Origin of the sequence: Roseicyclus persicicus, assembly GCF_012395815.1 — a bacterium.
Lineage (GTDB): Bacteria > Pseudomonadota > Alphaproteobacteria > Rhodobacterales > Rhodobacteraceae > Roseicyclus > Roseicyclus persicicus.
Map to the genome: position 1 here is coordinate 58,190 of NZ_JAAZQQ010000007.1, position 25,595 is coordinate 83,784.

The 25,595-nt window shown below is 70.4% G+C and carries 24 protein-coding genes; 9 read left to right on the forward strand and 15 right to left on the reverse strand.

Translation table 11 applies throughout. From position 1 onward, the window contains the following. The first annotated feature begins 45 nt into the window (after positions 1–45). A complete protein-coding gene (locus HCU73_RS17235; RefSeq protein ID WP_168624730.1) occupies positions 46–2,289 on the forward strand; it encodes a CHASE2 domain-containing protein in 2,244 nt (747 codons plus the stop codon). Between the two features lie 23 nt (positions 2,290–2,312). On the opposite strand, the gene HCU73_RS17240 is transcribed toward HCU73_RS17235, so the two are convergent. From HCU73_RS17240 to HCU73_RS17250, 3 genes are all read right to left on the reverse strand, one after another. Continuing rightward, positions 2,313–3,083 carry a FecR family protein gene (locus HCU73_RS17240; RefSeq protein WP_168624731.1) on the reverse strand — a complete coding sequence of 257 codons (771 nt, stop codon included), beginning with the start codon at positions 3,081–3,083 and terminating at the stop codon, positions 2,313–2,315. Between the two features lies 1 nt (position 3,084). Continuing rightward, a complete protein-coding gene (locus tag HCU73_RS17245) occupies positions 3,085–4,332 on the reverse strand; it encodes a tetratricopeptide repeat protein (protein WP_168624732.1) in 1,248 nt (415 codons plus the stop codon). A gap of 132 nt (positions 4,333–4,464) precedes the next feature. Next, a complete protein-coding gene (locus tag HCU73_RS17250) occupies positions 4,465–5,283 on the reverse strand; it encodes a sulfotransferase family protein (protein ID WP_168624733.1) in 819 nt (272 codons plus the stop codon). Positions 5,284–5,423: 140 nt separating this feature from the next. Here HCU73_RS17250 and HCU73_RS17255 point away from each other — a divergent pair, with 140 nt between their 5' ends. From HCU73_RS17255 to HCU73_RS17280, 6 genes are all read left to right on the forward strand, one after another. After that, positions 5,424–7,001: a DUF5928 domain-containing protein gene (locus HCU73_RS17255; protein ID WP_168624734.1), complete on the forward strand. Its 1,578-nt coding sequence runs from the start codon at positions 5,424–5,426 to the stop codon at positions 6,999–7,001. A gap of 11 nt (positions 7,002–7,012) precedes the next feature. Beyond that, positions 7,013–7,396, forward strand: a complete 384-nt coding sequence (locus HCU73_RS17260; RefSeq protein WP_168624735.1) for an HIT domain-containing protein — start codon at positions 7,013–7,015, stop codon at positions 7,394–7,396. A gap of 163 nt (positions 7,397–7,559) precedes the next feature. Continuing rightward, on the forward strand, positions 7,560–7,751 hold the full coding sequence (locus HCU73_RS17265) for a zinc-finger domain-containing protein (RefSeq protein ID WP_168624736.1): 192 nt from the start codon (positions 7,560–7,562) through the stop codon (positions 7,749–7,751). A 2-nt stretch (positions 7,752–7,753) separates the two neighbouring features. Continuing rightward, positions 7,754–8,428 carry a DUF2459 domain-containing protein gene (locus HCU73_RS17270; RefSeq protein WP_168624737.1) on the forward strand — a complete coding sequence of 225 codons (675 nt, stop codon included), beginning with the start codon at positions 7,754–7,756 and terminating at the stop codon, positions 8,426–8,428. A gap of 70 nt (positions 8,429–8,498) precedes the next feature. Beyond that, complete coding sequence (gene polA, locus HCU73_RS17275; RefSeq protein ID WP_168624738.1) at positions 8,499–11,303, forward strand: DNA polymerase I; 2,805 nt, start codon at positions 8,499–8,501, stop codon at positions 11,301–11,303. Then, positions 11,300–11,881 (forward strand): pseudouridine synthase, encoded by a 582-nt coding sequence (locus tag HCU73_RS17280; RefSeq protein WP_275403043.1) that lies wholly within the window; start codon positions 11,300–11,302, stop codon positions 11,879–11,881. The genes polA and HCU73_RS17280 overlap by 4 nt, the downstream gene beginning before the upstream one ends. Before the next feature lie 13 nt (positions 11,882–11,894). Here the strand turns inward: HCU73_RS17280 and HCU73_RS17285 are convergent, their stop codons facing one another. The 12 genes from HCU73_RS17285 to gap (HCU73_RS17340) form a co-directional block, all read right to left on the reverse strand. Beyond that, positions 11,895–12,227 (reverse strand): carboxymuconolactone decarboxylase family protein, encoded by a 333-nt coding sequence (locus tag HCU73_RS17285; protein ID WP_168624739.1) that lies wholly within the window; start codon positions 12,225–12,227, stop codon positions 11,895–11,897. A gap of 175 nt (positions 12,228–12,402) precedes the next feature. Beyond that, complete coding sequence (locus HCU73_RS17290; RefSeq protein WP_168624740.1) at positions 12,403–13,719, reverse strand: pyruvate dehydrogenase complex dihydrolipoamide acetyltransferase; 1,317 nt, start codon at positions 13,717–13,719, stop codon at positions 12,403–12,405. 10 nt (positions 13,720–13,729) lie between these two features. Further along, positions 13,730–15,091 carry a pyruvate dehydrogenase complex E1 component subunit beta gene (locus HCU73_RS17295; RefSeq protein ID WP_168624741.1) on the reverse strand — a complete coding sequence of 454 codons (1,362 nt, stop codon included), beginning with the start codon at positions 15,089–15,091 and terminating at the stop codon, positions 13,730–13,732. A 15-nt stretch (positions 15,092–15,106) separates the two neighbouring features. Then, the gene (gene pdhA / locus HCU73_RS17300) at positions 15,107–16,132 is read right to left on the reverse strand and encodes a pyruvate dehydrogenase (acetyl-transferring) E1 component subunit alpha (protein WP_168624742.1); all 1,026 of its coding nucleotides are present in this window, start codon (positions 16,130–16,132) and stop codon (positions 15,107–15,109) included. A gap of 284 nt (positions 16,133–16,416) precedes the next feature. Continuing rightward, positions 16,417–16,710 (reverse strand): FtsB family cell division protein, encoded by a 294-nt coding sequence (locus tag HCU73_RS17305; protein WP_168624743.1) that lies wholly within the window; start codon positions 16,708–16,710, stop codon positions 16,417–16,419. A 122-nt stretch (positions 16,711–16,832) separates the two neighbouring features. After that, positions 16,833–17,336, reverse strand: a complete 504-nt coding sequence (locus HCU73_RS17310; RefSeq protein ID WP_168624744.1) for a hypothetical protein — start codon at positions 17,334–17,336, stop codon at positions 16,833–16,835. Beyond that, complete coding sequence (locus HCU73_RS17315; protein WP_168624745.1) at positions 17,333–18,223, reverse strand: fructose bisphosphate aldolase; 891 nt, start codon at positions 18,221–18,223, stop codon at positions 17,333–17,335. Before HCU73_RS17315 ends, HCU73_RS17310 begins: the two co-directional genes overlap by 4 nt. Positions 18,224–18,311: 88 nt before the next feature. Beyond that, complete coding sequence (locus tag HCU73_RS17320; protein WP_168624746.1) at positions 18,312–19,496, reverse strand: phosphoglycerate kinase; 1,185 nt, start codon at positions 19,494–19,496, stop codon at positions 18,312–18,314. 165 nt (positions 19,497–19,661) lie between these two features. Continuing rightward, the gene (gap, locus tag HCU73_RS17325) at positions 19,662–20,663 is read right to left on the reverse strand and encodes a type I glyceraldehyde-3-phosphate dehydrogenase (protein WP_168624747.1); all 1,002 of its coding nucleotides are present in this window, start codon (positions 20,661–20,663) and stop codon (positions 19,662–19,664) included. Positions 20,664–20,810: 147 nt separating this feature from the next. Continuing rightward, entirely contained in the window at positions 20,811–20,954 is a 144-nt protein-coding gene (locus HCU73_RS17330) for a hypothetical protein (RefSeq protein ID WP_168624748.1), read from the reverse strand. A 158-nt stretch (positions 20,955–21,112) separates the two neighbouring features. Beyond that, a complete protein-coding gene (locus tag HCU73_RS17335) occupies positions 21,113–22,780 on the reverse strand; it encodes a hypothetical protein (RefSeq protein ID WP_168624749.1) in 1,668 nt (555 codons plus the stop codon). A gap of 106 nt (positions 22,781–22,886) precedes the next feature. Further along, positions 22,887–23,891, reverse strand: a complete 1,005-nt coding sequence (gene gap / locus HCU73_RS17340; RefSeq protein ID WP_168624750.1) for a type I glyceraldehyde-3-phosphate dehydrogenase — start codon at positions 23,889–23,891, stop codon at positions 22,887–22,889. A gap of 195 nt (positions 23,892–24,086) precedes the next feature. Between gap (HCU73_RS17340) and HCU73_RS17345 the strand changes: the two genes are divergently transcribed. Both HCU73_RS17345 and HCU73_RS17350 read left to right on the forward strand, forming a co-directional pair. Beyond that, on the forward strand, positions 24,087–25,049 hold the full coding sequence (locus HCU73_RS17345) for a DUF808 domain-containing protein (protein WP_168624751.1): 963 nt from the start codon (positions 24,087–24,089) through the stop codon (positions 25,047–25,049). 84 nt (positions 25,050–25,133) lie between these two features. Further along, positions 25,134–25,562, forward strand: a complete 429-nt coding sequence (locus HCU73_RS17350) for a DUF2267 domain-containing protein (protein WP_168624752.1) — start codon at positions 25,134–25,136, stop codon at positions 25,560–25,562. Positions 25,563–25,595: the final 33 nt, after the last annotated feature.

A 25,595-nucleotide genomic window follows, 5' to 3' on the forward strand; every position in this document is an offset into this window, starting at 1 on the left:
GTTTCGCCCATCCTCGCGCGCAGCGACCGCAGGGGGAGGCCACCCATGTCCCGTCGATCTGAGCCGCGGGCGCCGGGCCGGGCCGGGGCCGGGATGCGCCGGGCGCTGCTCCTGCTCGGGCTGGGGATGACGGCACTGATGCTGCTCCTGGCCTGGGCCGCGCCGCCGGTGCTCGACCGGGTCCGCGACCTGGTGTTCGACGGCTACCAGCGCGCCAGCCCGCGCCCCTACGACCCCTCGGTGCCGGTGCACATCATCGACATCGACGAGGCCGCGCTCGACCTTTACGGGCAATGGCCCTGGCCGCGCTCCTACCTCGCGGCGCTGACCGACCGGCTGGTCGACCACGGCGCGGCGGCGGTCGGCTACGACGTCCTGTTCGCCGAGCCCGACCGCACCTCGCCCGAGCGCATCGTTGAAAGCTGGAGCCGCTTTGCCGAGGGCATCCCGCCGGCGCTGCCCGACCTCGGCCTGCCGCCGCACGACGCGCGCTTCGCCGCGGCGCTGGCGGGGCGGCCGGTCGTGCTGGGGCTTGCGGGCGCCGCCGAGGGCGAGGCCCCCGTGGCCCGCGCGGGCGTGGCGGTGACCGGGCGGGTTCCCGACCGGATCACGCGCTTCCCCGCCGCGGTCGGCAACCTGCCCGAGCTGACCGCCGCGGCGGCGGGGCTGGGCACCATCTCGCTCGGGCGCACCGTCGACGGGGTCTCGCGCCGGGTGCCGATGGTCACCGACATCGGCGGCGTCCTGATGCCCGCCTTCTCGGCCGAGCTGTTGCGGGTGGCGCAGGGCGCGGGCGGGCATGTCCTGCGCACCTCCGAGGCCTCGGGCGAGGTCTCGGGCGGGGTGGCCAGCGCCGTGGGCATGCGCATCGGCGCGGTCGAGTTCCCGGTCGAGGCCGACGCCCAGTTCCGCATCCACTTCGCCGGGCAACAGGCGGCCCGCGTCACCCCGGTGGGCGAGGTGCTGGCTGCGGACGGCATCGACGCGCGGCTGGCCGACCGGATCGCGGGGCGGATCGTGCTGGTGGGCTCCTCGGCCGAGGGGCTGTTCGACATCCGCACCACGCCGCTCGACGGGCAGGTGGCGGGCGTCGTCCTCCATGCCGAGATCCTCGAGCAGATCCTGTCCGGCCAGTTCCTGTCCCGCCCCGACTGGATGCCCGGGCTCGAGGTGCTGCTGGTGCTGGTGGCGGGCCTCGTGCTGACGGTGCTGCAGTGGCAGGACCGGCCGCTCCGGGGGTTGGTCGCCGCGCTGGCGCTGGCGGGGGGCGCAGTGCTGGGCGGGCTCGTCGCCTTCGACCGGGCGGGGCTTTTGTTCGACCCGATCCTGCCGGTGCTGACGGTGCTGACGGTCTACCTGCCGGGCACCACGCTGGGCCTGTTCGCCAAGGAACGCGCGCGCCGGGCGATCCGCGACCGCTTCGCCTATTTCCTGCCGCCCACCCTGATCGGCCGGATCGAGGCCGACCCCGAGGCCGCCCTGACCCCCGGCGGGGCCGAGCGCGAGCTGACCATCCTGTTCGCCGACATGCGCGGCTTTTCCACCGTGACCGAGGGGATGCCGCCCGACCGGGTGGTGGCGCTGGTCAACACCTGGCTGTCGGCGCTTGCCGAGGCGCTGGTCGCCCATGGCGCCACCATCGACAAGTTCATGGGCGACGCGGTGATGGCGTTCTGGAACGCGCCTATCGCACGGGCCGACCACGCCGCGGCGGGGCTGGGCGCCATCGCCGGGCTGGAGGCGGCGGCGGCGCGGGCCAACGCGGCGCTGGCCGCGCAGGGGCTGCCGCCGGTCGCGCTGGGGATCGGGGTGAACACCGGGCCAGCCTCGGTCGGGCTGATGGGGTCGCGCGACCGGCTCAGCTACACCGCCATCGGCGACAGCGTGACGCTGGCCGCCCGGCTCGAGGGGCTGACGCGGATCTACGGGGTGCCGAACTGCGTCGGCGACGCCACCATCGCGGCGCTGCCGCCGGACCTGCGGGCGGTGCAGCTCGACCGGATCGCGGCCAAGGGCCTGTCGCGGGCCGCGCCCGTGCACCTGGTGCTGCCCGCCGCGACCGAGGGGCTGGAGAGCTTCGCCGCCACGCTGGAGGTGGCGCGCGCGGCCTATCTCGCGCGGAACTGGACCACCGCCGAGGACCGGTTCACCGATCTCGCGCAGCTACGGGTGGGGTTCTGCGACACGCCGCGCCTGGCGCAGCTCTACCTCGACCGGATCGCGGGCTTCCTGCGCCAGCCGCCGCCGCCCGACTGGGACGGGGCGGAACAGGCGCTGGCCAAGCGCTGACACCGGCGTCGCCGCTGCCGTCGTCAGCCGCCTTCGCCCCCGCTGCCACCGCCCAGCACCTCCATCAGGAAGTTGACGAAGGCGTCGTCGTCGAACAGCGCGGGGTCGAATTCTTCGCCCTCGGGCGACACCGGCCCGCGGTCCGACGGGTTCGGCCCGCCGATCCCGGTGCCCGGCCCGGACCCGGGCCCGAGCGGCGGCAGCCCGTCGAGGAGCCGCAGCAGATCGGCGAGGAACGCCCCCGACACCGAGCCCATGTAGCCGCCCGGCCCCAGCACCCCGCCCTGGCGGCTGGTGCAGCTGCGGGTGCCGCCCACGGTGATGCAGAGCCGGTCGCCGGCGATGAAGATCGCGTAGGTCTCGGACCCGCGGTGCAGGACCAGCGTGGTGGAGCCGCGGATGCCGATCGAGGCGGTGGGGGTGGTGATCGTCGCCTCCTGCCCGCGCGACAGGGTGCCGCCGATGAAGCGCAACGCGCCCTCGGTCAGACGCAGGCCCATCTCGCCCGCGCCGGTGGCCGGGTCGAACACGAAGCGGTCGAGCACGATGGTGGTGTTCGGCGCCAGCGTCAGGGTGCTCTGGTCGAGGAATAGGAGTTGGCCCCGCCCGCTGGCGGAGCTGGCCACGGTCTCGTCCTGCACCAGCCCCGTGCCGATGGCGAGGGTGCGCGTGGCGGCGCCGGGCGGCGTGCCGCGGAGCGTGGGTTCGGACGAGGCGACGGTGCCGATCTGCTGGGCCGCCGCGGGGGCGGCGAGCAGGGCGGTCAGGCACAGCAGGGGCAGGAGGCGCGGCATCTCAGAACTCCCATCCGATCTGGACCCCGTAGAAGGTCTCGGTCTGCACGAAGCCGAAGCCGAAATCGCGCTCCATCCGGCCGCCGCGGAGGTCGAGGAACACCGCCTCGGTCACATAGGCCCGCAAGGCCCCGCCATAGAGCGTGTCGGTGGTCTCGGAGGTGAAGAAGCCGAAATCCTCCTCGACCACGGCGCGCTGCACGAAGGCGCCCACCTCCCAGTTCCGGGGCAGGGCGCCCCGCAGCGCGCCGCCGCCGATGTCGAAGCTGTGCTGCGCCTCGATCCGCAGGCTGTGGGTGGTCTCGACCAGGCCGAAGTCGAAATCCTCCTGCCGCCAGCCCAGCGTGGCGCGGATCCGCGTGTCGCGCGAGGGCCGGTAGCCGGCCCCCAGCCGCGCGTCGTGGAAGCGGAACCCCTGGGAGAAGGAATTGACCGGATCGGCCTCGCCCGCCTGCAGGTCGGCATAGACCGTCCAGCGGGCGTCGATCGGGTTCTGGTAGGCCAGGCCGATGGCGACGCTGTCGTAGCCGTCGGTGAAGAACACCGAATCCTCGCGCAGCCAGGTCAGTTCCACGTAGGGCTGCAGCCGCGGCCCGTAGGCATCCCCGGCCAGCCGGAACTCGGGGCCGCTGCGCAGCCGCGTCACCTCGCGCTGGGAAAAGGTCTGCTCGCCCGGCAGGTAGGCGGCGTAGCTGAGCGCGGTCACCCACTGGGTCGCGTGACGGTCGCCGAGGTCGATCCGCCATTCCAGCGCGGCGCTGCCGAAGCCGCCCTGCAGGTCGGCCTCCCGCGTCCAGCCGCGCCCCAGCGCCACGAAGCCCTGCAGCTGCTGCGGCGCGTCGCGCTCGGCGGTCTCGTCGCGGTAGCGGGCGACCTGCGCCGCCTGCTCGGGCGTCAGCGCGCCCGACGCCTCGGCGGCGGCGAGGTGGTAGGCGGCCACGTCGTAGGCCCCGAGGGCGAAATAGGCGATGGCCAGCTCGATCCGCGCGCCGACGTTGCGCGGCTCGAGGTCGACGAAGCGTTCCAGCGTCGCCGCCGCGGCCTCGAAGTCGCGCAGCTGCACCGACAGCCGGGCGTATTGCAGCATCAGGGCGCGGTCGGCGGGGGCGGCCAGAAGCTGGGCAAAGACCGCCTGCCGCTGGCTCTCGAGCGCGGGCGCCTGGGCGGCGGCGGGACCGGCCAGCGCCAGGGTGGCGGCGACGGCCAGGGCGGTACAGGTCGGCAGGACACGGGACAGTGCAAAGGCCATGTCACCCTCCGGACGGGAACAACCACGCGAAACAGCGTCAGGCTAGGCACCGAAAGCGCTTCGAATCAACACCGGCGTGCGCCGAACCCGCGCCCGGGCCGCGATTGCGTCCTTGCGGCAACGCCCGGCCGGTCAGTCGCCCAGCTTGGCGTGGATCTCGTCGAGGTCGATCTCGCCCACCGGCATCTTGTTGCCGGGGTTCTCGAAGTCGTATTTGAACAGCTCGAAATCGCGGTGGTAGATCTCGTAGACGAGGTGCATGGCGAGGTCGTCGAAATAGGCCTCGACGGGGTGTTCGCGCTTCGGCCCGTGCCCTTCGCTCTCGTTGAAGCGCGGCACCGCCTTGAGGTCGACGGGCTGCCGCGTGTCGATCGCGTCCAGCACCTGCTGCATGCCCTCGTCGAACTTCTCGGTCCAGAAGATGCGGTCGTAGCGGCCGCCGTTGGCGATCAGCGTCGAGATGTGGCCCGCCATGGCGGACCAGTGGATGTCGGGCTCCATCGGGCGGCGCCAGCGGATGGTGTCGCGGGCGAACAGCAAAAAGCGCCGGAACGACGCGATCTGGTCGAACTCGCCCTTGCCATCCTCGCCGCCTACCTCGATCCCGTACTTCTGGATCAGGAGCGGCACCAGGTTGCCCCGGTAGCGCTTGCCGTTGCGCTGGATGCCGCAGATCTTGTCGAAAAACGACGACAGGATGCGGGTGTAGGGGTTGCGCACGCAGGTGAAGGTGAAGGACTTGTGCGCCTTCACGTTGCCCTCGATCAGGGGCTGGCTGGCCTCGATCGACCACTTGTGCAACCCCGACGTCGCATCGTGGATGTCACCGTCGTAGTAGGTGCCGTGGTCGGAGTAGTACATGATCTGCCCGATGGTCGAGCAGGCGCATTTCGGCACCACGCGGTAGACCACGCTTTCGCTTTCCGTCATCCAGGTTCCGGGAAACCCCATGCCCTCGCCTCGTTCCGTTGTCGTGTGCCCGGCCCCGCCGGCGTCGTCGCCATAAAGAGCAAACAAGACGTGCGTCTTCAATCTGCGTTAGGTATTGGTATGGGAACAAAAAGGAAAGATTGAGGCGAGCTGTTTCCGGCATGGCGAAGATAGCCTTCATCCTGCTCTGCCATAAGGATGTCCCCGCGATCATCCGCCAGGCGCAGCGCCTGACGGCGACGGGCGACTGCGTCTCGATCCACTTCGACGCCCGGTCCAAGGCGGCGGACTACGCCATGCTGACCGAGGCGCTGGCCGACAACCCCGCCGTCGCCTTCGCGCGCAAGCGGGTGAAATGCGGCTGGGGCGCCTGGAGCCTCGTGCGCGCCACGCTGAACGCGCTCGAGGTCGCCGAGGAGCGGTTCGCCGACGCCACCCATTTCTACATGCTGTCGGGCGACTGCATGTCGGTGAAATCGGCGGCCTACGCCCATGCCTTCCTCGACGCGCACGACCGCGACTACATCGAGAGCTTCGACTTCTTCACCTCGGACTGGATCAAGACCGGCTTCAAGGAGGAGCGGCTGATCTACCGGCACTGGTTCAACGAGCGCACGCAGAAATGGCTGTTCTACCGCAGCTACGAGTTGCAGAAGGCGCTGGGCCTGAAACGCGCCATCCCCGACGACATCGAGGTGCAGATCGGCAGCCAGTGGTGGTGCCTGCGCCGGCGCACCATCGAGAAGGTGCTGGAGTTCTGCCGCCAGCGGCGCGACGTGGTGCGCTTCTTTTCCACCACCTGGATCCCCGACGAGACCTTCTTCCAGACGCTGGTCCGCCACCTCGTGCCCGAGCGCGAGATCGAAAGCCGCACGCTGACCTTCAAGATGTTCAGCGATTACGGGATGCCGGTCACCTTCTACAACGACCAGTACGACCTGCTGCTGAGCCAGGACTACCTGTTCGCGCGCAAGATCAGCCCCGAGGCGACCTTGCTCAAGGACCGGCTGGGCGCGCTGTGGGAATCCGACCGCACCCGCTTTGCCGTCAGCCAGGAAGGCGAGAAGCTGCACCAGTTCCTGACCGGCCGCGGGCGCATCGGCAAGCGCTACGGCACGCGGTTCTGGGAACGCGAAAGCACGCTGGGGCCCGACCGCACGCTCTACATGCTGGTGTGCAAGAAATGGCACGTGGCCAAGCGGCTGCTCCATGCCGCCTCGGACCGGCTCGACGTGCGGGGGGTCGAATACCTGTTCGACGAGGCCACCTGCCCGGTGCCGCACCTGGGCGGGCTCGAACGCACGCTGGAAAAGCGCAACCGCCACCGCCGCGCGCTGATGCGGATGCTGTTCGACTACTACGGCACCGACCGCCTGATGATCTGCCTCGACCCCGGCAACATCGCCCTGATGAAGGATTTCATGTCCGACCGGGCCAACGCGCGCATCCTGGAACTGCAGTGCGTCTTCGACGACCAGTATCTCGTCGGCCACGCGCACCGGGTGGGGCTGGCCACCTCGGACACGCCGGGCGAGGTGATCGCGCGGATGCTGCCGACGCTGCGCCACGAGTTCGCCGACGAATCCGTGCGCATCCGCGACGCCGAGTTCCCGCGCCACTGGCGCATCCGCCAGGACCGTGACGCCCGCGAGAACGCCGAGGTGCTGGCCGATTTCTTCGACGCCGACCGCGACACCGCCCGCGCGCTGGCCGAAACCCCCTACCTGTTCGCCGACTGACGGAGCCCCCGATGCCCTACGCCTACGATCCCCAGAACATCTTCGCCAAGATCCTGCGCGGCGAGATCCCGAACCGGACCGTGCTGGAAACCGAGCACACCCTGGCCTTCGAGGACATCTATCCGCAGGCGCCGATCCATGTGCTGGTGATCCCGAAGGGGCCCTATGTGTGCGCCGACCATTTCGCGCTGGCGGCCTCGGACGCCGAGATCGTGGATTTCACCCGCAGCATCGGGCGCATCTGCGCCGATCTGGGCATCCAGCCGGGCGAGGGCGGGCAGGGGTTCCGCACCATCTCGAACGCGGGCGAGGTGGCGGTGCAGGAGGTGCCGCATTACCACGTCCACATCCTGTCGGGGCGGCCGCTGGGCCGGATGCTGCAAAAGGCGGGGTGAGCCGGTAACCGCGGGAAAACTCGAGTTTTCCCGTGCGAAAGACTCGAGTTTTTCGCCACGGAACCCGCGCGTTTCCCGCCGCCCCCGCGACGCCCGCGCCCCTTGCCCGGTGGCCTGCAACCTGCCATATCGCCCAGCGACGACCGCAGCCGAGGACAGACCCATGCCCATCGCCCCGCCCGAAACCGAGATCGTCACCGCCTGGCGCGTCGCCTGCGACGGCGGCGAGGGCGCGCTGGGCCATCCGCGCGTCTGGCTGTCGATCCCGCAGGACCGCGGCTGGGTCGAATGCGGCTACTGCGACAAGAAATTCGTCCACGCCGACTTCGCCGACACGGTGAAGGCGTCCGACTGACCATGCTGCGCGCCGTCCTCCGGGGCCTCCGGCGCGCGGTCACGGCGCTGGGCCTCGGGCTCGGCGCCTTTCTCGCCGCGGCGGCGCTGGGCGGCCTGATCCCCGGCCGCGCGGCCGACCTTCCGGCGGGCGACACGGTCGAGATCGCGCTGCTCTACGGGCCGATCCATGTCGATTTCCTGCTGCCCGCCACCGACGAGACGCGGGCGGCCTTTGGCTTCGCCGCCGGCGCGGGCGTGCCGGTGGGCCACCCCGACGTGCGGCACCTGATGGTCGGCTGGGGCGCGCGGGAGTTCTACACCACCGCCGGCACCTTCGCCGACATCACCGCCGCCGCCACGCTGCGCGCCGTCACCGGCGACGCCTCGGTCCTGCGCATCGAGGTGATCGGAGAGTTCCCGCCCGGCTTCGACCCGCCGCGCCTGCGCCTGTCGCGGGACCAGTATGCCGCGCTCCTGTCGGCCATCGCGGCCACCGCCGACGGCCCGCCGATCCCGACCGCGGGCTTCACCCCGACGGACGGGTTCGTCACGGCGGCGGGGCGGTTCCACCTGTTCCGCACCTGCAACACCTGGGTGTCCGACATGCTGCGCGCCGCGGGCATCCCCGCCGGGGCCTGGACGCCCACGCCCTACGCCGTCCGCCTCGGGCTGTGGCGCGCGGGGCTTCCGGGCTGAAAACCGGGGTCGCGGCCTGCGCCGGCCCGCGCTAGAACGGACCCGAATGAGGAAGCGGAAGGGGCACGGCATGGCATTCGGCAAGGGACATCACCTGCATCTCGTCGACGGCTCGGCCTTCATCTTCCGCGCCTACCACGCGCTGCCGCCGCTCACGCGGAAATCCGACGGCCTGCCCATCGGCGCCGTGTCTGGCTTCTGCAACATGATCCACCGCATGATCGAGGCCAACACCGGCCCCGAGGCGCCGACCCATGCCGCGGTGGTGTTCGACAAGGGCAGCCACACCTTCCGCAACGATCTCTACGATCTCTACAAGGCCAACCGCGACGAGATGCCCGAGGACCTGCGCCCGCAGATCCCGCTGACCCGCGAGGCGACCCGCGCCTTCAACATCGCCTGCCTGGAGCTGGAGAACTACGAGGCCGACGACATCATCGCCACGCTGGCGCGGCAGGCGCGCGAGGCCGGCGGCCGCGTCACCATCATCTCGTCCGACAAGGACCTTATGCAGCTCGTGGGCGGCGGCGTCGAGATGTTCGACGCGATGAAGAACACCCGCATCGACAGCGAGGGCGTCGAGGCCAAGTTCGGGGTCTCGCCGGACAAGGTGGTGGACGTGCAGGCGCTGGCCGGCGACAGCGTCGACAACATTCCCGGCGCGCCCGGCATCGGGGTCAAGACGGCCGCGCTCCTGATCAACGAGTTCGGCGACCTCGAGACGCTGCTGGCGCGCGCCGACGAGGTGCCCCAGCCCAAGCGCCGCCAGACCCTGATCGACTTCGCCGACCAGATCCGGCTGTCGAAGCGGCTGGTCACGCTGGATGCCCACACGCCGATCGACGTGACGCTGGACGACCTCGAGGTGCGGGAGCCCGACCCCGAGACGCTGCTGGCCTTCCTCGGCAAGATGGAGTTCCGCACGCTGACCAGGCGCATCGCGGACGGCATGGGCGTCGAGGCCCCCGCCATCCCCGACACCGACCCGCGCGGCGCCGATCCCGTGGCCGAAGAGGCGCCCAAGGCGCCCCCCATCGACCGGTCCACCTATGAGACCGTGCGCGACGCCGCGGCGCTCCGGTCCTGGATCGACCGCGCGATGGCGCGTGGCGAGGTGGCGCTCGACACCGAGACCACGGGCCTCGACGAGATGACGGCGGACCTCGTGGGCATCTCGCTCGCCACCGGGCCGGGGGTGGCCTGCTACATTCCCCTGACCCACAGGGCCGAGGCGGGCGAGGGGCTGTTCGGCTCCGACGCGCTGGCGGACGGCCAGATGCCGCTCGACGACGCGCTGGCGATGCTGAAGCCGCTGCTGGAAGACGGCTCGGTCCTCAAGATCCTGCAAAACGCGAAATACGACGTGAAGATCCTTGCCCGCTACGGGATCGACGTGGCGCCGATCGACGACACGATGCTGATGTCCTACGCGATGAACGCAGGGCTCCACGGGCACGGCATGGACGCGCTGAGCGAGCGCTACCTCGGCCACAACCCCATCCCCATCAAGGAGCTGATCGGCTCGGGCAAGAGCCAGGTCACCTTCGACCGGGTCAAGATCGCCGACGCCGCGACCTATGCCGCCGAGGATGCCGACGTCACCTGGCGGCTCTGGCAGGCGTTCCGCCCCCAGCTCCACCGCGCCCGTGTCACCACCGTCTACGAGACGCTGGAACGCCCGCTGGTGCCGGTGCTGGCGCGGATGGAAATGGCCGGCATCAAGGTCGACCGCGACGTGCTGTCCCGCATGTCCAACGCCTTCGCGCAGAAGATGGCGGGGCTGGAGGCCGAGATCCACGAGCTGGCCGGCGAACCCTTCAACGTGGGCTCGCCCGCGCAGCTGGGCGAGATCCTGTTCGAGAAGCTGGGCCTGCCCGGCGGCGAAAAGGGCAAGACCGGCAAGTATTCCACGCCCGCCGACGTGCTGGAGGACCTCGCCACCGAGCACGACCTGCCGGCCCGCGTGCTCGACTGGCGGCAGCTGTCCAAGCTGAAATCCACCTACACCGACGCGCTGCAGGGCCACATCAACCGCGACACGGGGCGGGTGCACACCTCCTACGTCATCGCGGGCGCGAACACCGGGCGGCTCGCGTCCACCGACCCCAACCTGCAGAACATCCCCGTGCGGACCGAGGAAGGCCGCCGCATCCGCGAGGCCTTTGTCGCCGACGCGGGCAAGGTGCTGGTCAGCCTCGACTATTCCCAGATCGAGCTGCGCATCCTCGCCCATATCGCGGGGATCGACGCGCTGAAGCAGGCCTTCCGCGAGGGGCAGGACATCCACGCCGCGACGGCGTCGGAGATGTTCGGCGTGCCGCTCGACCAGATGACGCCGGACGTGCGGCGGCAGGCCAAGGCGATCAACTTCGGCGTGATCTACGGGATTTCCGGCTTCGGCCTCGCGCGCAACCTGCGCATCCCGCGGGCCGAGGCGCAGGGCTTCATCGATCGCTATTTCGAGCGGTTTCCCGGCATCAAGGACTACATGGAGGCGACCAAGGGCTTCGCCAAGGCGAACGGCTACGTGCAGACGCTGTTCGGGCGCAAGATCCACACGCCCGAGATCAACGCCCGTGGCCCCGGCGCGGGCTTCGCCTACCGCGCGGCGATCAACGCGCCGATCCAGGGCACGGCCGCCGACATCATCCGCCGCGCGATGATCCGCATGGACGACGCCATCGCGGGCCTGCCCGCCCGGATGCTGCTGCAGGTCCACGACGAACTGCTCTTCGAGGTCGACGAGGGCGCCGCCGACGCGCTCATCGCCCGCGCGCGGGAGGTGATGGAGGGGGCCGCGCACCCGGCCGTGCATCTCGACGTGCCGCTGGTGGTGGACGCGGGGCAGGGCGCGAACTGGGCCGAGGCGCATTGAGCCGCCCCCGCCCAAGGCCCCGGACGCCCAAGGGCGAGACGCGGCTGATCGCGTTCAACAAGCCGATGGACGTGCTGAGCCAGTTCACCGATGACGGCCACTGGCCGGGGCTGAAGCGGTGGCTCGACATGCCGGGGATGTATCCGGCGGGGCGGCTCGACCGGGATTCCGAGGGGCTCCTGTTGCTGACGAACGACGGCATCCTGCAGGCGCGGCTGACCGATCCGAAATCGCACACGCCCAAGACCTACTTCGCGCTGGTCGAGGGCACACCCACGGCCGGGGCGCTCGATGCGCTGCGGGCCGGCGTCACGCTGAAGGACGGGCCGACGAGACCGGCCAGGGTCGAGGAGGTGGCGGCCCCCGGCTGGCTCTGGCCGCGCGACCCGCCGGTCCGGTTTCGGCTCAACGTCCCCGAGGCCTGGCTGAAACTGACCATCACCGAGGGCCGCAACCGGCAGGTGCGCCGCATGTGCGCCCATGTCGGCCTGCCCGTGCTGCGCCTGATCCGCTGGTCGGTCGGCCCCCACACGCTCGAGGGGCTGCCCCCCGGCACCTGGAAGGCGCTTCAGCCTTGATCTTGTAGAAGAATCACGCCAGCTGGTCGTAGGCCTCGATCGCCTTGGCCCCGTACATGTAGCCCGGGCCGCCGTTCATCAGGACGCAGACGTTGATCGTCTCGGCCACCTCGTCGCGGGTGGCCCCGGCGCGGATCGCGGCCTTCACGTGGAAGCCGATGCAGTCGACGCACTGCTTGGACACCGCGATGGCCAGCGCGATCAGCTCCTTTTCCTTGGTGGTCAGCGCCCCCTCGGCCAGCGCCGCGTCGTGCAGCTCGTGAAAGCCCCGGGCCGTGGCCGCCTGCTCGGCGCGCAGCGGCTTGAGGATCGCGGAGGTGTGGCGGAGCGTGTCTTTCCAGTCCATCGTCGGGCCTTTGCAACAGGGGGTGTCGCCCCCCGTTAAGGCCGCCGCCGGCCACGGGCCTTGCGGCAGATCAAACAACCGGCCGCCCCGAAAAAGACGAGGCCGCAGCGGTCATCCCGCGCGGCCCCGTCCTGTACGCGGCGCCACTCCTCCCCCGGACGCCGCTATTCCTTGCTCATGCAAGCATGACCATGGGAGACTCGAGGTTGTCAACGATAGCCTGCAGCAGCTCGGCCCCCAGCGCCCCGTCGATGACCCGGTGATCGACCGACAGGGTGACCGACATCACGGTCGCCACGGTCAGCTCGCCGTCCTTGCCCACCACGGGTTTCTTGACGCCCGCGCCGACGGCAAGGATCGCGCCGTGGGGCGGGTTGATGACGGCGTCGAAGTTGTCGATGCCGTACATGCCGAGGTTCGAGATCGCGAAGGTGCCGCCGACATATTCATGCGGCGCCAGCTTGCGGTCGCGGGCGCGGGTGGCGAGGTCCTTCATCTCGGACGACAGCGCCGAGAGGGATTTGGCGTGCGCGTCCTTGAGGACGGGGGTGAAGAGGCCCCCGTCGACGGCCACGGCCACGGCCACGTCCGACGGCTTCAACCGCAGCATCCGGTCGCCGGCCCAGACGGCATTGGCCGCCGGCACCTGCTGGAGCGCGTTGGCACAGGCCTTGATGATGAAGTCGTTCACCGACAGCTTGACGCCGCGCCCTTCGAGCTGGGCGTTCAGCTGGGCGCGGAACTTCATCAGCGCGTCCAGCTTGATGTCGCGCCGCAGGTAGAAATGCGGGATCGTCTGCTTGGCCTCGGTGAGGCGCGCGGCGACGGTCTTGCGCATCCCGTCGAGCTTGACCTCCTCGTAGGCGCGGCCCTCGTACATGCGCATGACCTGCGCCGCGTCCGGGCCCGCGGGCATGGCGGCGGGCTTGGCCGGGGCGGCCGGCGCGGCGGCGGCGGCGGCCGGGGCAGGGGCGGCGGCCTTGGGCGCGGCGGTCGCGCCCTCGACGTCGGCCTTCACGATCCGGCCATGGGGGCCCGAGCCCGCGATCTGCGCGAGATCGAGGCCCTTGTCCTTGGCGATGCGCCGCGCCAGCGGCGACGCGAAGACGCGGCTGCCGTCGGCGGCGGCCGGCGCGGCGGGCGCCGGGCTGGCGGCCGGGGCGGGGGCCGCGGCGGGGGCGGCTGCGGCCGGGGCAGGGGCCTCGGCCTTGGCCGGGGCCTTGGCGGCGCCCATGTCGGCGGCGCTTTCGCCCTCGCCCAGCAGGATGGCGATCGGGGCGTTCACCTTCACGCCCTCGGTGCCTTCTTGTACAAGGATCTTGCCGATCACGCCCTCGTCGACGGCCTCGAACTCCATCGTCGCCTTGTCGGTCTCGATCTCGGCCAGGATGTCGCCGGACGCGACGGTGTCGCCTTCCTTGACCAGCCACTTGGCCAGCGTGCCCTCCTCCATCGTGGGGGAGAGCGCCGGCATCAGGATTTCCGTGGGCATCGCGTTCTCCTCAGCGGTAGGTGACGGACTTGACCGCCTCGATCACCTCGGCGGTCGAGGTGAGCGCCAGCTTCTCGAGGTTGGCGGCGTAGGGCATCGGCACGTCCTTGCCCGTGCAGTTGATGACCGGCGCGTCGAGGTAATCGAAGGCGTTCTGCATGATGTAGGCCGACAGGTGGTTGCCCATCGAGGCGACCGGGAAGCCCTCCTCGACGGTGACGCAGCGGTTGGTCTTCTTCACGCTCTCGATCACGGTGGCGTAGTCGATGGGGCGCAGCGTGCGCAGGTCGATCACCTCAGCCTCGATGCCCTCCTTCGCCAGCTTCTCGGCGGCGTCGAGGGCATAGGTCATGCCGATGCCCCAGCTGACGAGCGTCACGTCGGACCCCTCGCGCCAGATCTTCGCCTTGCCGAAGGGGATGGTGAAATCCTCCAGGTCCGGCACCTCGAAGCTGCGGCCGTAGAGGATCTCGTTCTCGAGGAAGATCACCGGGTTCGGGTCGCGGATCGCGGTTTTCAGCAGGCCCTTGGCGTCGGCGGCCGAGTAGGGCTGCACCACCTTGAGGCCGGGGATCGAGGAGTACCAGGCGGCGTAGTCCTGGCTGTGCTGGGCCGCCACGCGGGCCGCGGCGCCGTTCGGGCCGCGGAACACCATCGGGGCACCCATCTGGCCGCCCGACATGTAGAGCGTCTTGGCGGCCGAGTTGATGATGTGGTCGATGGCCTGCATCGCGAAGTTGAAGGTCATGAACTCGACGATGGGCTTGAGGCCCCCGAAGGCCGCGCCGACGCCGATCCCGGCAAAGCCATGCTCGGTGATCGGGGTGTCGATCACGCGCTTGGCGCCGAACTCGTCGAGGAGGCCTTGGGTCACCTTGTAGGCGCCCTGGTATTCGGCGACCTCCTCGCCCATCACGAAGACGGTGGGGTCGCGGCGCATTTCCTCGGCCATGGCGTCGCGCAGCGCTTCGCGCACGGTCTGGGTCTTCATCTTGGTGCCGGCGGGCCAGTCGGGGCTGCGGTCGACCTTGGCGGCCGCGGGGGCCGCGGCGGCGGGGGCCTTCTCGGCCGCCTTCGGGGCCTCGGCGGCGGGGGCGGCTGCGGCAGGCGCCGGGGCGCTCATGTCCTCGCCGGCCTCACCCAGCACCGCGATGGGCGTGTTCACCTTCACGCCCTCGGTGCCTTCGGCGACGAGGATCTTGCCGATCACGCCCTCGTCGACGGCCTCGAACTCCATCGTCGCCTTGTCGGTCTCGATCTCGGCCAGGATGTCGCCCGCCTTGACGGTGTCGCCTTCCTTGACCAGCCATTTCGCCAGCGTGCCCTCCTCCATCGTGGGGGAGAGGGCGGGCATCAGGATCTCGGTTGCCATGTCGTTCTGTCCCCCTCAGGCGTCCTGCGGCGCCACGTCGGCGTAGATGTCGGTCCAGAGCTCGGAGAGGTCCGGCTCGGGGCTTTCCTTCGAGAACTCGGCGGCCTCGTTGACGATCTCCTTGATCTCCTTGTCGATCTTCTTGAGGTCGTCCTCGCTGGCGTGGCCGCCGGTCAGCAGCATCTGCCGCACGTGCTCGATCGCGTCGCGCTTCTCGCGCATCTCCTGCACCTCCTCGCGGGTGCGGTATTTCGCGGGGTCGGACATGGAGTGGCCGCGGTAGCGGTAGGTCATGACCTCGAGGATGTAGGGGCCCTTGCCCGCGCGGCAGTGGGCGACGGCGCGCTGGCCGGCGGCCTTGACCGCGAGCACGTCCATGCCGTCGACCTCCTCGCCGGCGATCCCGTAGGCCTCGCCGCGCTTCCACAGCGCGGGCGACTTGGTCGCGCGCTTGACCGCGGTGCCCATGGCGTACTGGTTGTTCTCGATCACGAAGATCACCGGCAGGTCCCACAGCTGCGCCATGTTGTAGGTCTCGTAGACCTGGCCCTGGTTCGCCGCGCCGTCGCCGAAATAGGCGAAGGTCACGCGGTCGTTGCCGAGATACTTGTCGGCGAAGGCGAGGCCCGCCCCGATCGGCACCTGCGCGCCCACGATCCCGTGGCCGCCATAGAAGTGGCGCTCCTTCGAGAACATGTGCATCGAGCCGCCCTTGCCCTTGGAATAGCCGCCGATGCGGCCGGTGAGCTCGGCCATGACACCCTTGGCGTCCATCCCGCAGGCCAGCATGTGGCCGTGGTCGCGGTAGGAGGTGACGCGCTTGTCGCCCTCGTCCGCCGCGGCCTCGAGGCCCACCACCACGGCCTCCTGGCCGATGTAGAGGTGGCAGAAGCCGCCGATCAGGCCCATGCCGTAGAGCTGGCCGGCCTTTTCCTCGAAGCGGCGGATGAGCAGCATCTCGCGGTAGTAGCGCTTGAGCTCCTCGGCCGAGACGTTCGGCGTGGCTGCCGTCGTCGCAGCGGCGGTCTTGCGTGGTGGCATGCCGGTGATCCTCCCCCGGTCGCAGAGATAGTTTAACGTTAAACATCCCTCTAGCAGACGCAACCGCGGATTGCACCCGGCAATCCTGACGCAGGGGGTTGCGCGCGGTGCAAGGCTGACCCGGCGGCGGTGCGGGCGGCGGGCGGGTCATGCGTATTTGGGGAAAGATGAAGGGGCGGGGGGCGGAGAGATGGGGCTATCCTGCGCCATCCAATGGGGACCAAGCCTTTCGGGAGGCCGCTTTGCGGCCCCCTGTCGGCCAACGCGCCCGCCGCAGGCGGACGCTAGGGCAGGATGATCTCGTCGGCGCGGACGTAGCCCAGCACGTCGCGGACCTGTTCGTCGAGCAGGTCGAGGTCGAGGAAATCGTCGGACAGGCGGCGGGTCAGGATCTCCATCCGGGCGACCTCGGCCGAGAGGCTGGCGAGCTGCTCGTCCAGCCGGTCGGCCTCGGCCTCGATCTGGATGCGCTGGAACAGGCCGTAGTTGCCCTGCACCGCGGTAAAGGTGAAGTAGGCGCCGATGAACAGGAGCGCGACGGGCAGGATCAGCCCCGAGAGCGGTGCGCTGCGTGTCATGGATCTTGCCACTGCCTCTGGTCCCCTGCGCCCTCTCGCGGGGCACTGAGGACAGAGTCGCACATTGATATGAAAAAGGGAATCCCCCTTGGGCGAGGAGCGGCCGTTTTCCGCGCCGCGCCCTAGCGGGTGTCGCGGGTGAAGGCGAAGGCGCCCGCGACGGCCACGCAGACATCGTCGCCGGTGCAGACGCGCCCCTCGTAGCGGGCGCGGATGCGGTCGCGGCCCGGCTCCTGCGGCACGATCTCGGTCACGCGCACGGTGCCGCTGCCCTCGTGGGGGATCGCGGTGCCGTCGGCTGCGGGGAGCAGGACGAAGAGGCGCTCGGTCGGGGCGCTGCCGGCCCGGTCCCCGGGCAGGCGCGCCTGCAACGACAGGCTCGCGGCCGCGTTCCCGCCGTCGACCCGGAGCCGCACCCCGCCGCCGGCGTCGGCCGGCCCGAAGCTGCCCCGGATGCCGAAGCTGGGTGGCGGATGCACCATGCGGCCATCGGCATGGAGGTTCGCCTCGCCGTTGTCCTCGACGACGCTGACGATGCCCTGGAACACCGCCCCCTCGCCGGCGACGGGGGTGTGCTGGCAGGCCCCGAGCCCAAGCGCCAGCAGCAGCGCCGCGGCGCGCCTCACGCCACCGAGGCCGCGTGGATCGCGTCGATCGCCGCGGCCAGCGCCGTGTCGAACTCGGCGTCGGACTGCTGCGCCGACAGGCCCTCGGTCAGGGCGCGGCTGAAGCTCGCGATCATGCCGTGGTTCTCGGCCAGCCGGGCGCAGGCCTCCTCGCGGCTGTAGCCGCCCGACAGCGCCACGACACGCAGCACCTTGGAATGCGCGATCAGCGGCGCATAGAGGCCCGCCCTGGACGGGATCGACAGCTTGAGCATCACCTTCTGCCCCTCGGGCACGGCCTCGAGGCCCTTCAGCAGCTCGGCCAGCAGGATCTCCTCGGCGACGGCCTTGTCGGGGGCCTTGATGTTCACCTCGGGTTCCAGGATCGGGACGAGGCCCTTGTCGAGCACCTCGAGGCCCAGGTCGACCTGCTGCGCCACCACGTCGGCGATGCCGCCCGCGTTGGCCGCGTTGATGACCGAGCGTTCCTTGGTGCCGAAGATGCCGGCCGCGGCCGCGCGGTCGAGCAGCGCGGACAGGCCCGGGATCTGCTTCATCAGCTGCACGCCGTTGGCCTCGGCCTCCAGCCCCTTGTCGATCTTGAGGAAGGGCACCACGCCCTTGTCTTCCCACAGGTAGCGGGCCGAGGGCTTGCCGCCGATCTCGCGGTCCATCGTCATCTCGAACAGGATCGCGCCGATCACCTTGGCCCCGGTGAAGGCGGGCGCGGTCGCGATCCGGGCGCGCATGGCGTGGATCAGGTCGAACATCTCGGCCTCGGAGCCATAGGCGTCCTCGGGGATGCCGTAGAGGCGCAGCGCCTTCGGGGTCGAGCCCCCGGACTGGTCCAGCGCGGCGATGAAGCCCTTGCCGGTTTCCATCTGGGTTCTCATGGCGTCGGTGGACATGCGCGCGCTCCTCTCAGGGGGGTCAGGATTTGCCCTTCTGTGCCAAAGCCCCGCGCGGCTGTCCACAATGGTGGCGCAAACAGCGGCGTCAGCCCGCCTGCTCCAGCGCCGCGACGCCGGGGAGCGTCTTGCCCTCCATCCATTCGAGGAAGGCGCCGCCCGCGGTCGAGATGTAGGTGAAGCGGTCGGCGGCATGGGCCTGGTTCAGCGCCGAGACCGTGTCGCCCCCGCCCGCCACCGACACCAGCCGCCCCGCCTCGGTCAGATCGGCCGCGGCCCTGGCGGCGGCGACGGTGGCGCGGTCGAAGGGCGCGATCTCGAAGGCGCCGAGCGGGCCGTTCCAGATCAGCGTGCGCGCGCGCTCGAAGGCGGCGACGATGCGCTCCACCGTGTCGGCGCCGGCGTCCAGGATCATGGTCTCCGACGGCACCGCGGTCGCGGCCACCGTGGTGTGGTCGGCGCCGGCGGCGAACTCCTCGGCCACCACCACGTCGGAGGGCAGCAGGATCTCGCAGCCCGTCTCCTGCGCCTTGGCCATGATGGCGCGCGCCGTGTCGGCCAGGTCGTGCTCGCATAGCGAGCGGCCCACGTCGAGCCCGTCGGCGGCGAGGAAGGTGTTCGCCATGCCGCCCCCGATCACGAGGATGTCGACCTTCTCGATCAGGTTGCCCAGCAGGTCGAGCTTGGTCGACACCTTGGCGCCGCCCACCACCGCCACCACCGGCCGCGCCGGGTTCCCCAGCGCCGCGTCGAGCGCGCGCAGCTCCGCCTCCATCAGCCGACCGGCGCAGGACGGCAGCAGGCGCGCCACGCCCTCGGTCGAGGCGTGCGCCCGATGCGCCGCGGAAAACGCGTCGTTGCAGTAGACATCGGCAAGGTCGGCCAGCTCGCGGGCGAGCGCCGGGTCGTTCTTTTCCTCGCCGGGGAAGAAGCGGATGTTCTCCAGCAGCAGCACCTCGCCCGGCCCCATGGCCCCGATCGCCGCCTCGAAATGGTCCTCGGCGAAGCGCACCGGCTGGCCCAGCGCGGCCTCCAGCGCGGGCAGCGTGACCTTGAGCGACATCTCCGGCACCACCTTGCCCTTGGGCCGGCCGAAATGCGCGACGAGCACGGGCTTGCCGCCCCTGGCCAGGATGTCGCGGATCGTCGGCACGATGCGGGTGATGCGGGTGTCGTCGGTGACCTGGCCGTCCTGCACCGGCACGTTGATGTCGACGCGCGTCAGCACCACCTTGCCCGCAAGGTCCATGTCATCAAGGGTTTTCCAGGTCATCTCGGCCTCCGTCGCGCTGTCACGGCGCCGGTTTACCATGGCCCCGCGGGCAGGCCAGAGACTTCGATGCCTCAGGCCCGCGTATTTTCGGAAAGATGAACGACAATTCGATGAAAATTGTCCTTCATCTTTCTCCAAATACGCAATCCCGACGGTCGCCGCCCCTTACAGGTGGCGGCCCATCTCGACGGCGGTATCGGCCATGCGGCAGGAGAAGCCCCACTCGTTGTCGTACCAGCTGAGGATGCGGCACAGGTTGCCGTCCATCACCTTGGTCTGGTCGGTGGCGAAGATCGAGGAATGGGCGTCGTGGTTGAAGTCCATGCTCACCAGCTTCTCGTCGGTGACGCCCAGGATGCCCTTGAGCGGCCCGCCTGCCGCGGCGTGGATCGCGGCGTTGATCTCCTCCACGCTGGTGTCGCGGGCGGCCTCGAAGGTCAGGTCGACGACCGACACGTTCGGCGTCGGCACCCGCACGGCCACCCCGTCGAGCTTGCCGTTCAGCGCGGGCAGCACCAGGCCCACCGCCTTGGCCGCGCCCGTCGAGGTCGGGATCATGCTGAGCGCCGCGGCGCGGGCGCGGTAGAGATCCTTGTGCATCGTGTCCAGCGTCGGCTGGTCGCCGGTGTAGCTGTGGATCGTGGTCATGAAGCCGCGATTGATGCCGATCGCCTCGTGCAGCACATGGGCCACCGGGGCGAGGCAGTTGGTCGTGCACGACGCGTTCGAGACGATCAGGTCGTCCTTCGTCAGCGTCTTGTGGTTCACGCCGTAGACGATGGTCTTGTCCGCGCCCTTGGACGGGGCCGAGACCAGCACGCGGCTGGCGCCGTTTTCCAGGTGCACGGCGGCCTTGTCGCGGTCGGTGAAGATGCCGGTGCATTCCATCACGATGTCGACGTGGGACCAGGGCAGCTCGGCGGGGTTGCGGATCGCGGTCACCTCGATCGGCCCGCGGCCGACGTCGATGGTGCTGGCGGTGGTCGTGACGGTCCCCGGGAAACGGCCGTGCACGCTGTCGTAGCGCAGCAGGTGCGCGTTGGTTTCCACGGGCCCGAGGTCGTTGATCGCCACGACCTCGATGTCGGTGCGGCCGTTCTCGACGATGGCGCGCAGCACGTTGCGCCCGATGCGTCCGAACCCGTTGATGGCGACTTTCACGGTCATGTCTCTCTCCCGTCCGTTGCGGTGCCGGTGCCTGCGCGTCAGCCTGCCACGGCTGCGGCGAAATCCCAAATGCCGGCGCGGTCCGCAGGGCATGTTAGCGGTAACATGACCTGTGTAGCGGCGCCCGCGCGGCTTGGGAAGGGGGCACTAGCGCCAGAAGGCGAGCCAGCCCAGCAGGTCGGCAAATCGCCGCCCGAGCGCGACGGACAGGTCCCAGCCGAACAGGGTGGCGTCGACGGCCAGGAACCCCGCGATGCAGATCGCCAGAAAGATCGCCAGCCCGTTGCTCATCCGTCGCCCTGTCCCTGCCTGCCGCAGCGCGACCGTGCCACGGGCCCGCGGTGGGGCAAAGCGGAAATGCGCCGCCCTCTGGGGGGCGGCGCATCCGGGCCGTGGCCGGGTCACGGGCGCCGGCCGAGGGACGTCCGGCGCCCGCTCCCTGCCCAGGCCTAGCGCACGCAGGTCACGTGGCGCAGCCCGTCGCAGCCCGCGGGACAGATCTGGTTCGACCCCAGCACCAGCGTGCGCTGGCCCGGGTACCGTTCCCACGCCGACGCCCGCGTGTAGCCCTGGCTCTGGCAGAAGTTGTCGGCCCCGGCCTGGCCGCAGTTCGTGCCCCAGGTCACGCACCAGTCGACGATCTCGCCGTTGACCCGCGGCAGGTCGTAGTTGCGCGACTGCGACGGCGGCGGGGGCGGCGGGGGCGGGGGCGGCAGCGCGCCGCCCGCGGCCCGCAGCGTCAGGGTCGCCGGGCAGAGCGCGGACCCGTAGGTGCCGACCCAGATGTCGTAGGTGCCGTTGCCCGGGTTCGGCAGCGTGATCGACGGGTTCAGCGAGCCGCCCGAATCGTCGTCGAAATGCCACTGGCCATAGGCGTCGTTGACCAGCAGGACGGTGTCGCAGCTGCCGTTCACGCCCAGCGTCAGGGACTGGCCCGGCATCGCGCCGCTCAGCTGCAGCTCGAAGTCGGGCGCGGCGACGATCCAGCCATGGCCGGGCACGCTGCCGCAGTTGCGCAGGTCGATGTTGCCGCCCGCGGTCACGGCCGCCGACTGGCCACCGCCGAAGAGCGCGCCCATGCCGTAGACCAGCTGCTGCCCCGACAGCCCCGCGTTGGGGCAGGTCGCCACCGGCGGCGGCGGGGGCGGGGGCGGCGGGGCGCCCGCCGTGCGCAGCGTCAGCGTCGCCGGGCAGAGCGACGATCCGTAGGTGCCGACCCAGATGTCGTAGGTGCCGTTGGCGATGTTCGGGATGGTGATCGACGGGTTCAGCGAGCCGCCCGAATCATCGTCGAAGTGCCACTGGCCATAGGCGTCGTTCACCAGCAGGACGGTGTCGCAGCTGCCGGTGGCCCCGAGCGTCAGGGACTGGCCCGGCATCGCGCCGCTCAGCTGCAGCTCGAAGTCGGGCGCGGCGATGACCCAGCCGTGCCCCGGTATGCTGCCGCAGTTGCGCAGGTCGATGTTGCCGCCCGCCGTCACGTTCACGGACTGGCCGCCGCCCAGCGACCCGGCGGAATAGACGAGCTGCTGCCCCGAGAGCCCGACGTTCGGGCAGGACGCCACCGGCGGGGGCGGCGGCGGAGGCGGAGGAGGAGGCGGCGGCGGCGGGGGCGGCGGGGCGCCCGCCGTGCGCAGCGTCAGCGTCGCCGGGCAGAGCGACGACCCGTAGGTGCCGACCCAGATGTCGTAGGTGCCGTTGGCGATGCTCGGAAGGGTGATCGACGGGTTCAGCGACCCGCCCGAATCGTCGTCGAAGTGCCACTGGCCATAGGCGTCGTTGACCAGCAGGACGGTGTCGCAGGTGCCGTTCACCCCCAGCGTCAGGGACTGGCCCGGCATCGCGCCGCTCAGCTGCAGCTCGAAGTCGGGCGAGACGATGATCCAGCCATGCCCCGGCACGCTGCCGCAGTTGCGCAGGTCGACGTTGCCGCCCGCCGTCACGCTGACGGATTGCCCGCCACCGCCCAGCGACCCGGCGGAATACACCAGTTGCTGTCCCGACAGCCCCACGTTGGGGCAGGTCTGCGCCGCCGCCGGGGCGAGCGCACCCATCAGGAACAGGAGAAGGGCGCCGATGATCCCCGTCGGCACGGCGGGTCGCAGTGGTTGCAACATGTCCGGATCCTCCCAGCTGGCCTGTTATGGCCATACGGGAGGATCGTTTCACAGGTCAGGACCTGCGTAATTGACACGCGTCAACGGCGCCGCCGGGCCCCCGGCCTCAGTGCAGGAGCCGCCCGATCGCGGCCGACACGTCGGCCATCCGCGCCGAGAAGCCCCACTCGTTGTCGTACCAGGCCAGCACGCGCACGGTGCGGCCGCCCACGACCTTGGTCTGCTCGGGCGCGAAGATCGACGAATAGGTGGTGTGGTTGAAGTCGATCGACACCTTGGGCTCGGGGTCGTAGGCCAGCACGCTGCGCATGTGGCCCTCGGCCGCCTCGCGGACGATCTCGTTCACGTCGGCGACGGTCACGTCCTTCTTCGCCTCGAAGGTCAGGTCGACGCAGGACACGTTGGGCGTGGGCACCCGCAGGGCGGTGCCGTCCAGACGCCCCTCCAGCTCCGGCAGCACCTCCTTCAGCGCCTTGGCGGCGCCGGTCGAGGTCGGGATCATCGCCATCGCGGCGGCGCGGGCGCGGTACAGGTCCTTGTGCCGGCGGTCGAGCGTCGGCTGGTCGCCGGTGTAGCTGTGGATCGTGGTCATGATCCCGCGCTCGATGCCGATGGCGTCGTTCAGCACCTTGGCCAGCGGCGCGAGGCAGTTGGTGGTGCACGAGCCGTTCGACACCACGTGGTGTTCGGCCAGCAGCTCGCGGTGGTTCACGCCGTAGACGATGGTCTTGTCGGCGTTCTTGGCCGGCGCCGAGACCAGCACGCGCTTGGCGCCGCGGGTCAGGTGGACGGCGGCCTTGTCGCGGTCGTTGAACTTGCCGGTGCATTCGAGAACCACGTCGCAGCCCTCCCAGTCCAGCTCGGCGGGGTCGTAGGTGGAGAACACCTTCATCGGCCCGCGGCCGAGGTCCATGGTGTCGCCCTTGACGCGCACCTCGCCGGGAAACCGGCCGTGGACGCTGTCGTATTTCAGAAGGTGCGCGTTGGTCTCGATCGGCCCGGTGGCGTTGATCTTGACGACCTGCACATCATTGCGGGCGGCCTCGGTGATATGGGCGAGCGTGCAGCGCCCGATGCGGCCGAACCCGTTGATGCCGAGCGTGATCGTCATGGTGAACCTCGTCGTCTGTCGCGCGTGAACCTGGCGACCGCATACCGAAGCATGCCGATGGGGCCAAGGAAAAAGCATCCTTTCTCCGTATGTTAGCGTAACCGTTAGCGGCAACATGCCCTTTTTGCGCTAACACTTGCCGTCCCCGGAGGCAGGGTTAGGATCAGGGCCGGACCGGCAGACGGGGCAGGGCACATGGCAGGCGGGCTTCTGGCACTTCTCGACGACGTGGCGGCGATCGCCAAGGTCGCGGCGGCCTCGGTCGACGACGTGATCGGGCAGGCCGCCAAGGCGGGCGCCAAGGCCGCGGGCGCGGTGATCGACGACGCCGCGGTGACGCCGAAATACGTGCACGGCTTCGAGGCCGCGCGCGAGCTGCCCATCGTGTGGAAGATCGCCAAGGGCTCGATCTTCAACAAGGTGGTGATCCTCCTGCCCGCGGCGCTGCTGCTGTCGGCCTTCGCGCCCTGGGCGATCGCGCCGCTCCTGATGCTGGGCGGCCTCTACCTGTGCTACGAGGGGGCCGAGAAGGTCTGGCACTGGCTGCGCCCGCCCGCGCCCTCCGACGTGCCGCTGGACGAGGCGCTGCACGATGCCGCGCATCTCGAGGAGCAGAAGGTGAAGGGCGCGATCAAGACCGACTTCATCCTGTCGGCCGAGATCATGACCATCGCGCTGGCCGCGCTCGAGACCGACTCGATCTGGTTCGAGGCGGCGGCGCTGCTGGTCGTCGGGCTGGCCATCACGGCCATGGTCTACGGCTCGGTCGCGCTGATCGTGAAGGCCGACGACGTGGGCCTCCACCTCGCGCAGGAGGGGCGGACGGGCGCCATCCGCGGGCTGGGCCGCGGGATCGTGCGGGGGATGCCGGGGTTCCTGCGCGCGCTGATGGTGGTGGGCACCGCCGCGATGCTCTGGGTCGGCGGCGCCATCATCACCCATGGCCTGGCCGAGATGGGCCAGCACGGCCCCGAGGACGTGATCCACGGCATCGCCCACGCCTTCGCCGCCCTCGGCGCCGTGGCCGAATGGCTGGCCGGCGCCGCGATCCACGGGGCGCTGGGCTTCGTGCTGGGCACCGCGCTGATCCCGCTCGTGCACCGCGTCCTTGCGCCGGCGCTGGCCGCGCTCGGGGTCGGGGGCGGCGCCGCGCACTGATCCGCGCCCGCGATGACCGGCGTCAAGGCGCGTGCCGCCGCGCCGTGCTGGGGTGGCCCCGTCACAGCCACGAAAGGACCGGCCATGAGCGCGCTCGGCCTCAAGATCATCGACGAGTCCGTCCAGCAGGCGAACACCTGGATCAACGAGGTCGACTACCGCGCCGGCCTCGTCAGCAAGCAAAAGGCCTACCGGATGCTGCGCGCCGTGCTGCAGGCGCTGCGCGACCACCTGACGCCCGACGAGGCCGCGCAGCTGTCGGCGCAGCTGCCGATCTTCGTGCGCGGGGTCTACTACGAGGGCTACGACCCCTCGAAGACGCCGGTGGTGGAACGCAGCCGCGCGGGCTTCCTGGCCCGCGTGGCCGAGGTGCATGGGCCGGGCCTTCCCGATGACGTGGACGCCGCCGTCGCGGCCGTGTTCGACGTGCTCGACGCCCATGTCTCGCCGGGCGAGATGGCGCAGGTCCGCGCGTCCTTCACCGCGCCGATCCGGGCGCTCTTCGCCGACTGACACGGCCGGCGCGCCGCCCCCAGTGGCGCAAGG

Excerpts from the sequence above, each read along its gene's own strand:
- HCU73_RS17235 (WP_168624730.1), top strand. The coding sequence starts at position 46 with ATGTCCCGTCGATCTGAGCCGCGGGCGCCGGGCCGGGCCGGGGCCGGG.
- HCU73_RS17240 (WP_168624731.1), bottom strand. The coding sequence starts at position 3,083 with ATGCCGCGCCTCCTGCCCCTGCTGTGCCTGACCGCCCTGCTCGCCGCC.
- HCU73_RS17245 (WP_168624732.1), bottom strand. The coding sequence starts at position 4,332 with ATGGCCTTTGCACTGTCCCGTGTCCTGCCGACCTGTACCGCCCTGGCC.
- HCU73_RS17250 (WP_168624733.1), bottom strand. The coding sequence starts at position 5,283 with ATGGGGTTTCCCGGAACCTGGATGACGGAAAGCGAAAGCGTGGTCTAC.
- HCU73_RS17255 (WP_168624734.1), top strand. The coding sequence starts at position 5,424 with ATGGCGAAGATAGCCTTCATCCTGCTCTGCCATAAGGATGTCCCCGCG.
- HCU73_RS17260 (WP_168624735.1), top strand. The coding sequence starts at position 7,013 with ATGCCCTACGCCTACGATCCCCAGAACATCTTCGCCAAGATCCTGCGC.
- HCU73_RS17265 (WP_168624736.1), top strand. The coding sequence starts at position 7,560 with ATGCCCATCGCCCCGCCCGAAACCGAGATCGTCACCGCCTGGCGCGTC.
- HCU73_RS17270 (WP_168624737.1), top strand. The coding sequence starts at position 7,754 with ATGCTGCGCGCCGTCCTCCGGGGCCTCCGGCGCGCGGTCACGGCGCTG.
- polA (WP_168624738.1), top strand. The coding sequence starts at position 8,499 with ATGGCATTCGGCAAGGGACATCACCTGCATCTCGTCGACGGCTCGGCC.
- HCU73_RS17285 (WP_168624739.1), bottom strand. The coding sequence starts at position 12,227 with ATGGACTGGAAAGACACGCTCCGCCACACCTCCGCGATCCTCAAGCCG.
- HCU73_RS17290 (WP_168624740.1), bottom strand. The coding sequence starts at position 13,719 with ATGCCCACGGAAATCCTGATGCCGGCGCTCTCCCCCACGATGGAGGAG.
- HCU73_RS17295 (WP_168624741.1), bottom strand. The coding sequence starts at position 15,091 with ATGGCAACCGAGATCCTGATGCCCGCCCTCTCCCCCACGATGGAGGAG.
- pdhA (WP_168624742.1), bottom strand. The coding sequence starts at position 16,132 with ATGCCACCACGCAAGACCGCCGCTGCGACGACGGCAGCCACGCCGAAC.
- HCU73_RS17305 (WP_168624743.1), bottom strand. The coding sequence starts at position 16,710 with ATGACACGCAGCGCACCGCTCTCGGGGCTGATCCTGCCCGTCGCGCTC.
- HCU73_RS17315 (WP_168624745.1), bottom strand. The coding sequence starts at position 18,223 with ATGTCCACCGACGCCATGAGAACCCAGATGGAAACCGGCAAGGGCTTC.
- HCU73_RS17320 (WP_168624746.1), bottom strand. The coding sequence starts at position 19,496 with ATGACCTGGAAAACCCTTGATGACATGGACCTTGCGGGCAAGGTGGTG.
- gap (WP_168624747.1), bottom strand. The coding sequence starts at position 20,663 with ATGACCGTGAAAGTCGCCATCAACGGGTTCGGACGCATCGGGCGCAAC.
- HCU73_RS17330 (WP_168624748.1), bottom strand. The coding sequence starts at position 20,954 with ATGAGCAACGGGCTGGCGATCTTTCTGGCGATCTGCATCGCGGGGTTC.
- HCU73_RS17335 (WP_168624749.1), bottom strand. The coding sequence starts at position 22,780 with ATGTTGCAACCACTGCGACCCGCCGTGCCGACGGGGATCATCGGCGCC.
- gap (WP_168624750.1), bottom strand. The coding sequence starts at position 23,891 with ATGACGATCACGCTCGGCATCAACGGGTTCGGCCGCATCGGGCGCTGC.
- HCU73_RS17345 (WP_168624751.1), top strand. The coding sequence starts at position 24,087 with ATGGCAGGCGGGCTTCTGGCACTTCTCGACGACGTGGCGGCGATCGCC.
- HCU73_RS17350 (WP_168624752.1), top strand. The coding sequence starts at position 25,134 with ATGAGCGCGCTCGGCCTCAAGATCATCGACGAGTCCGTCCAGCAGGCG.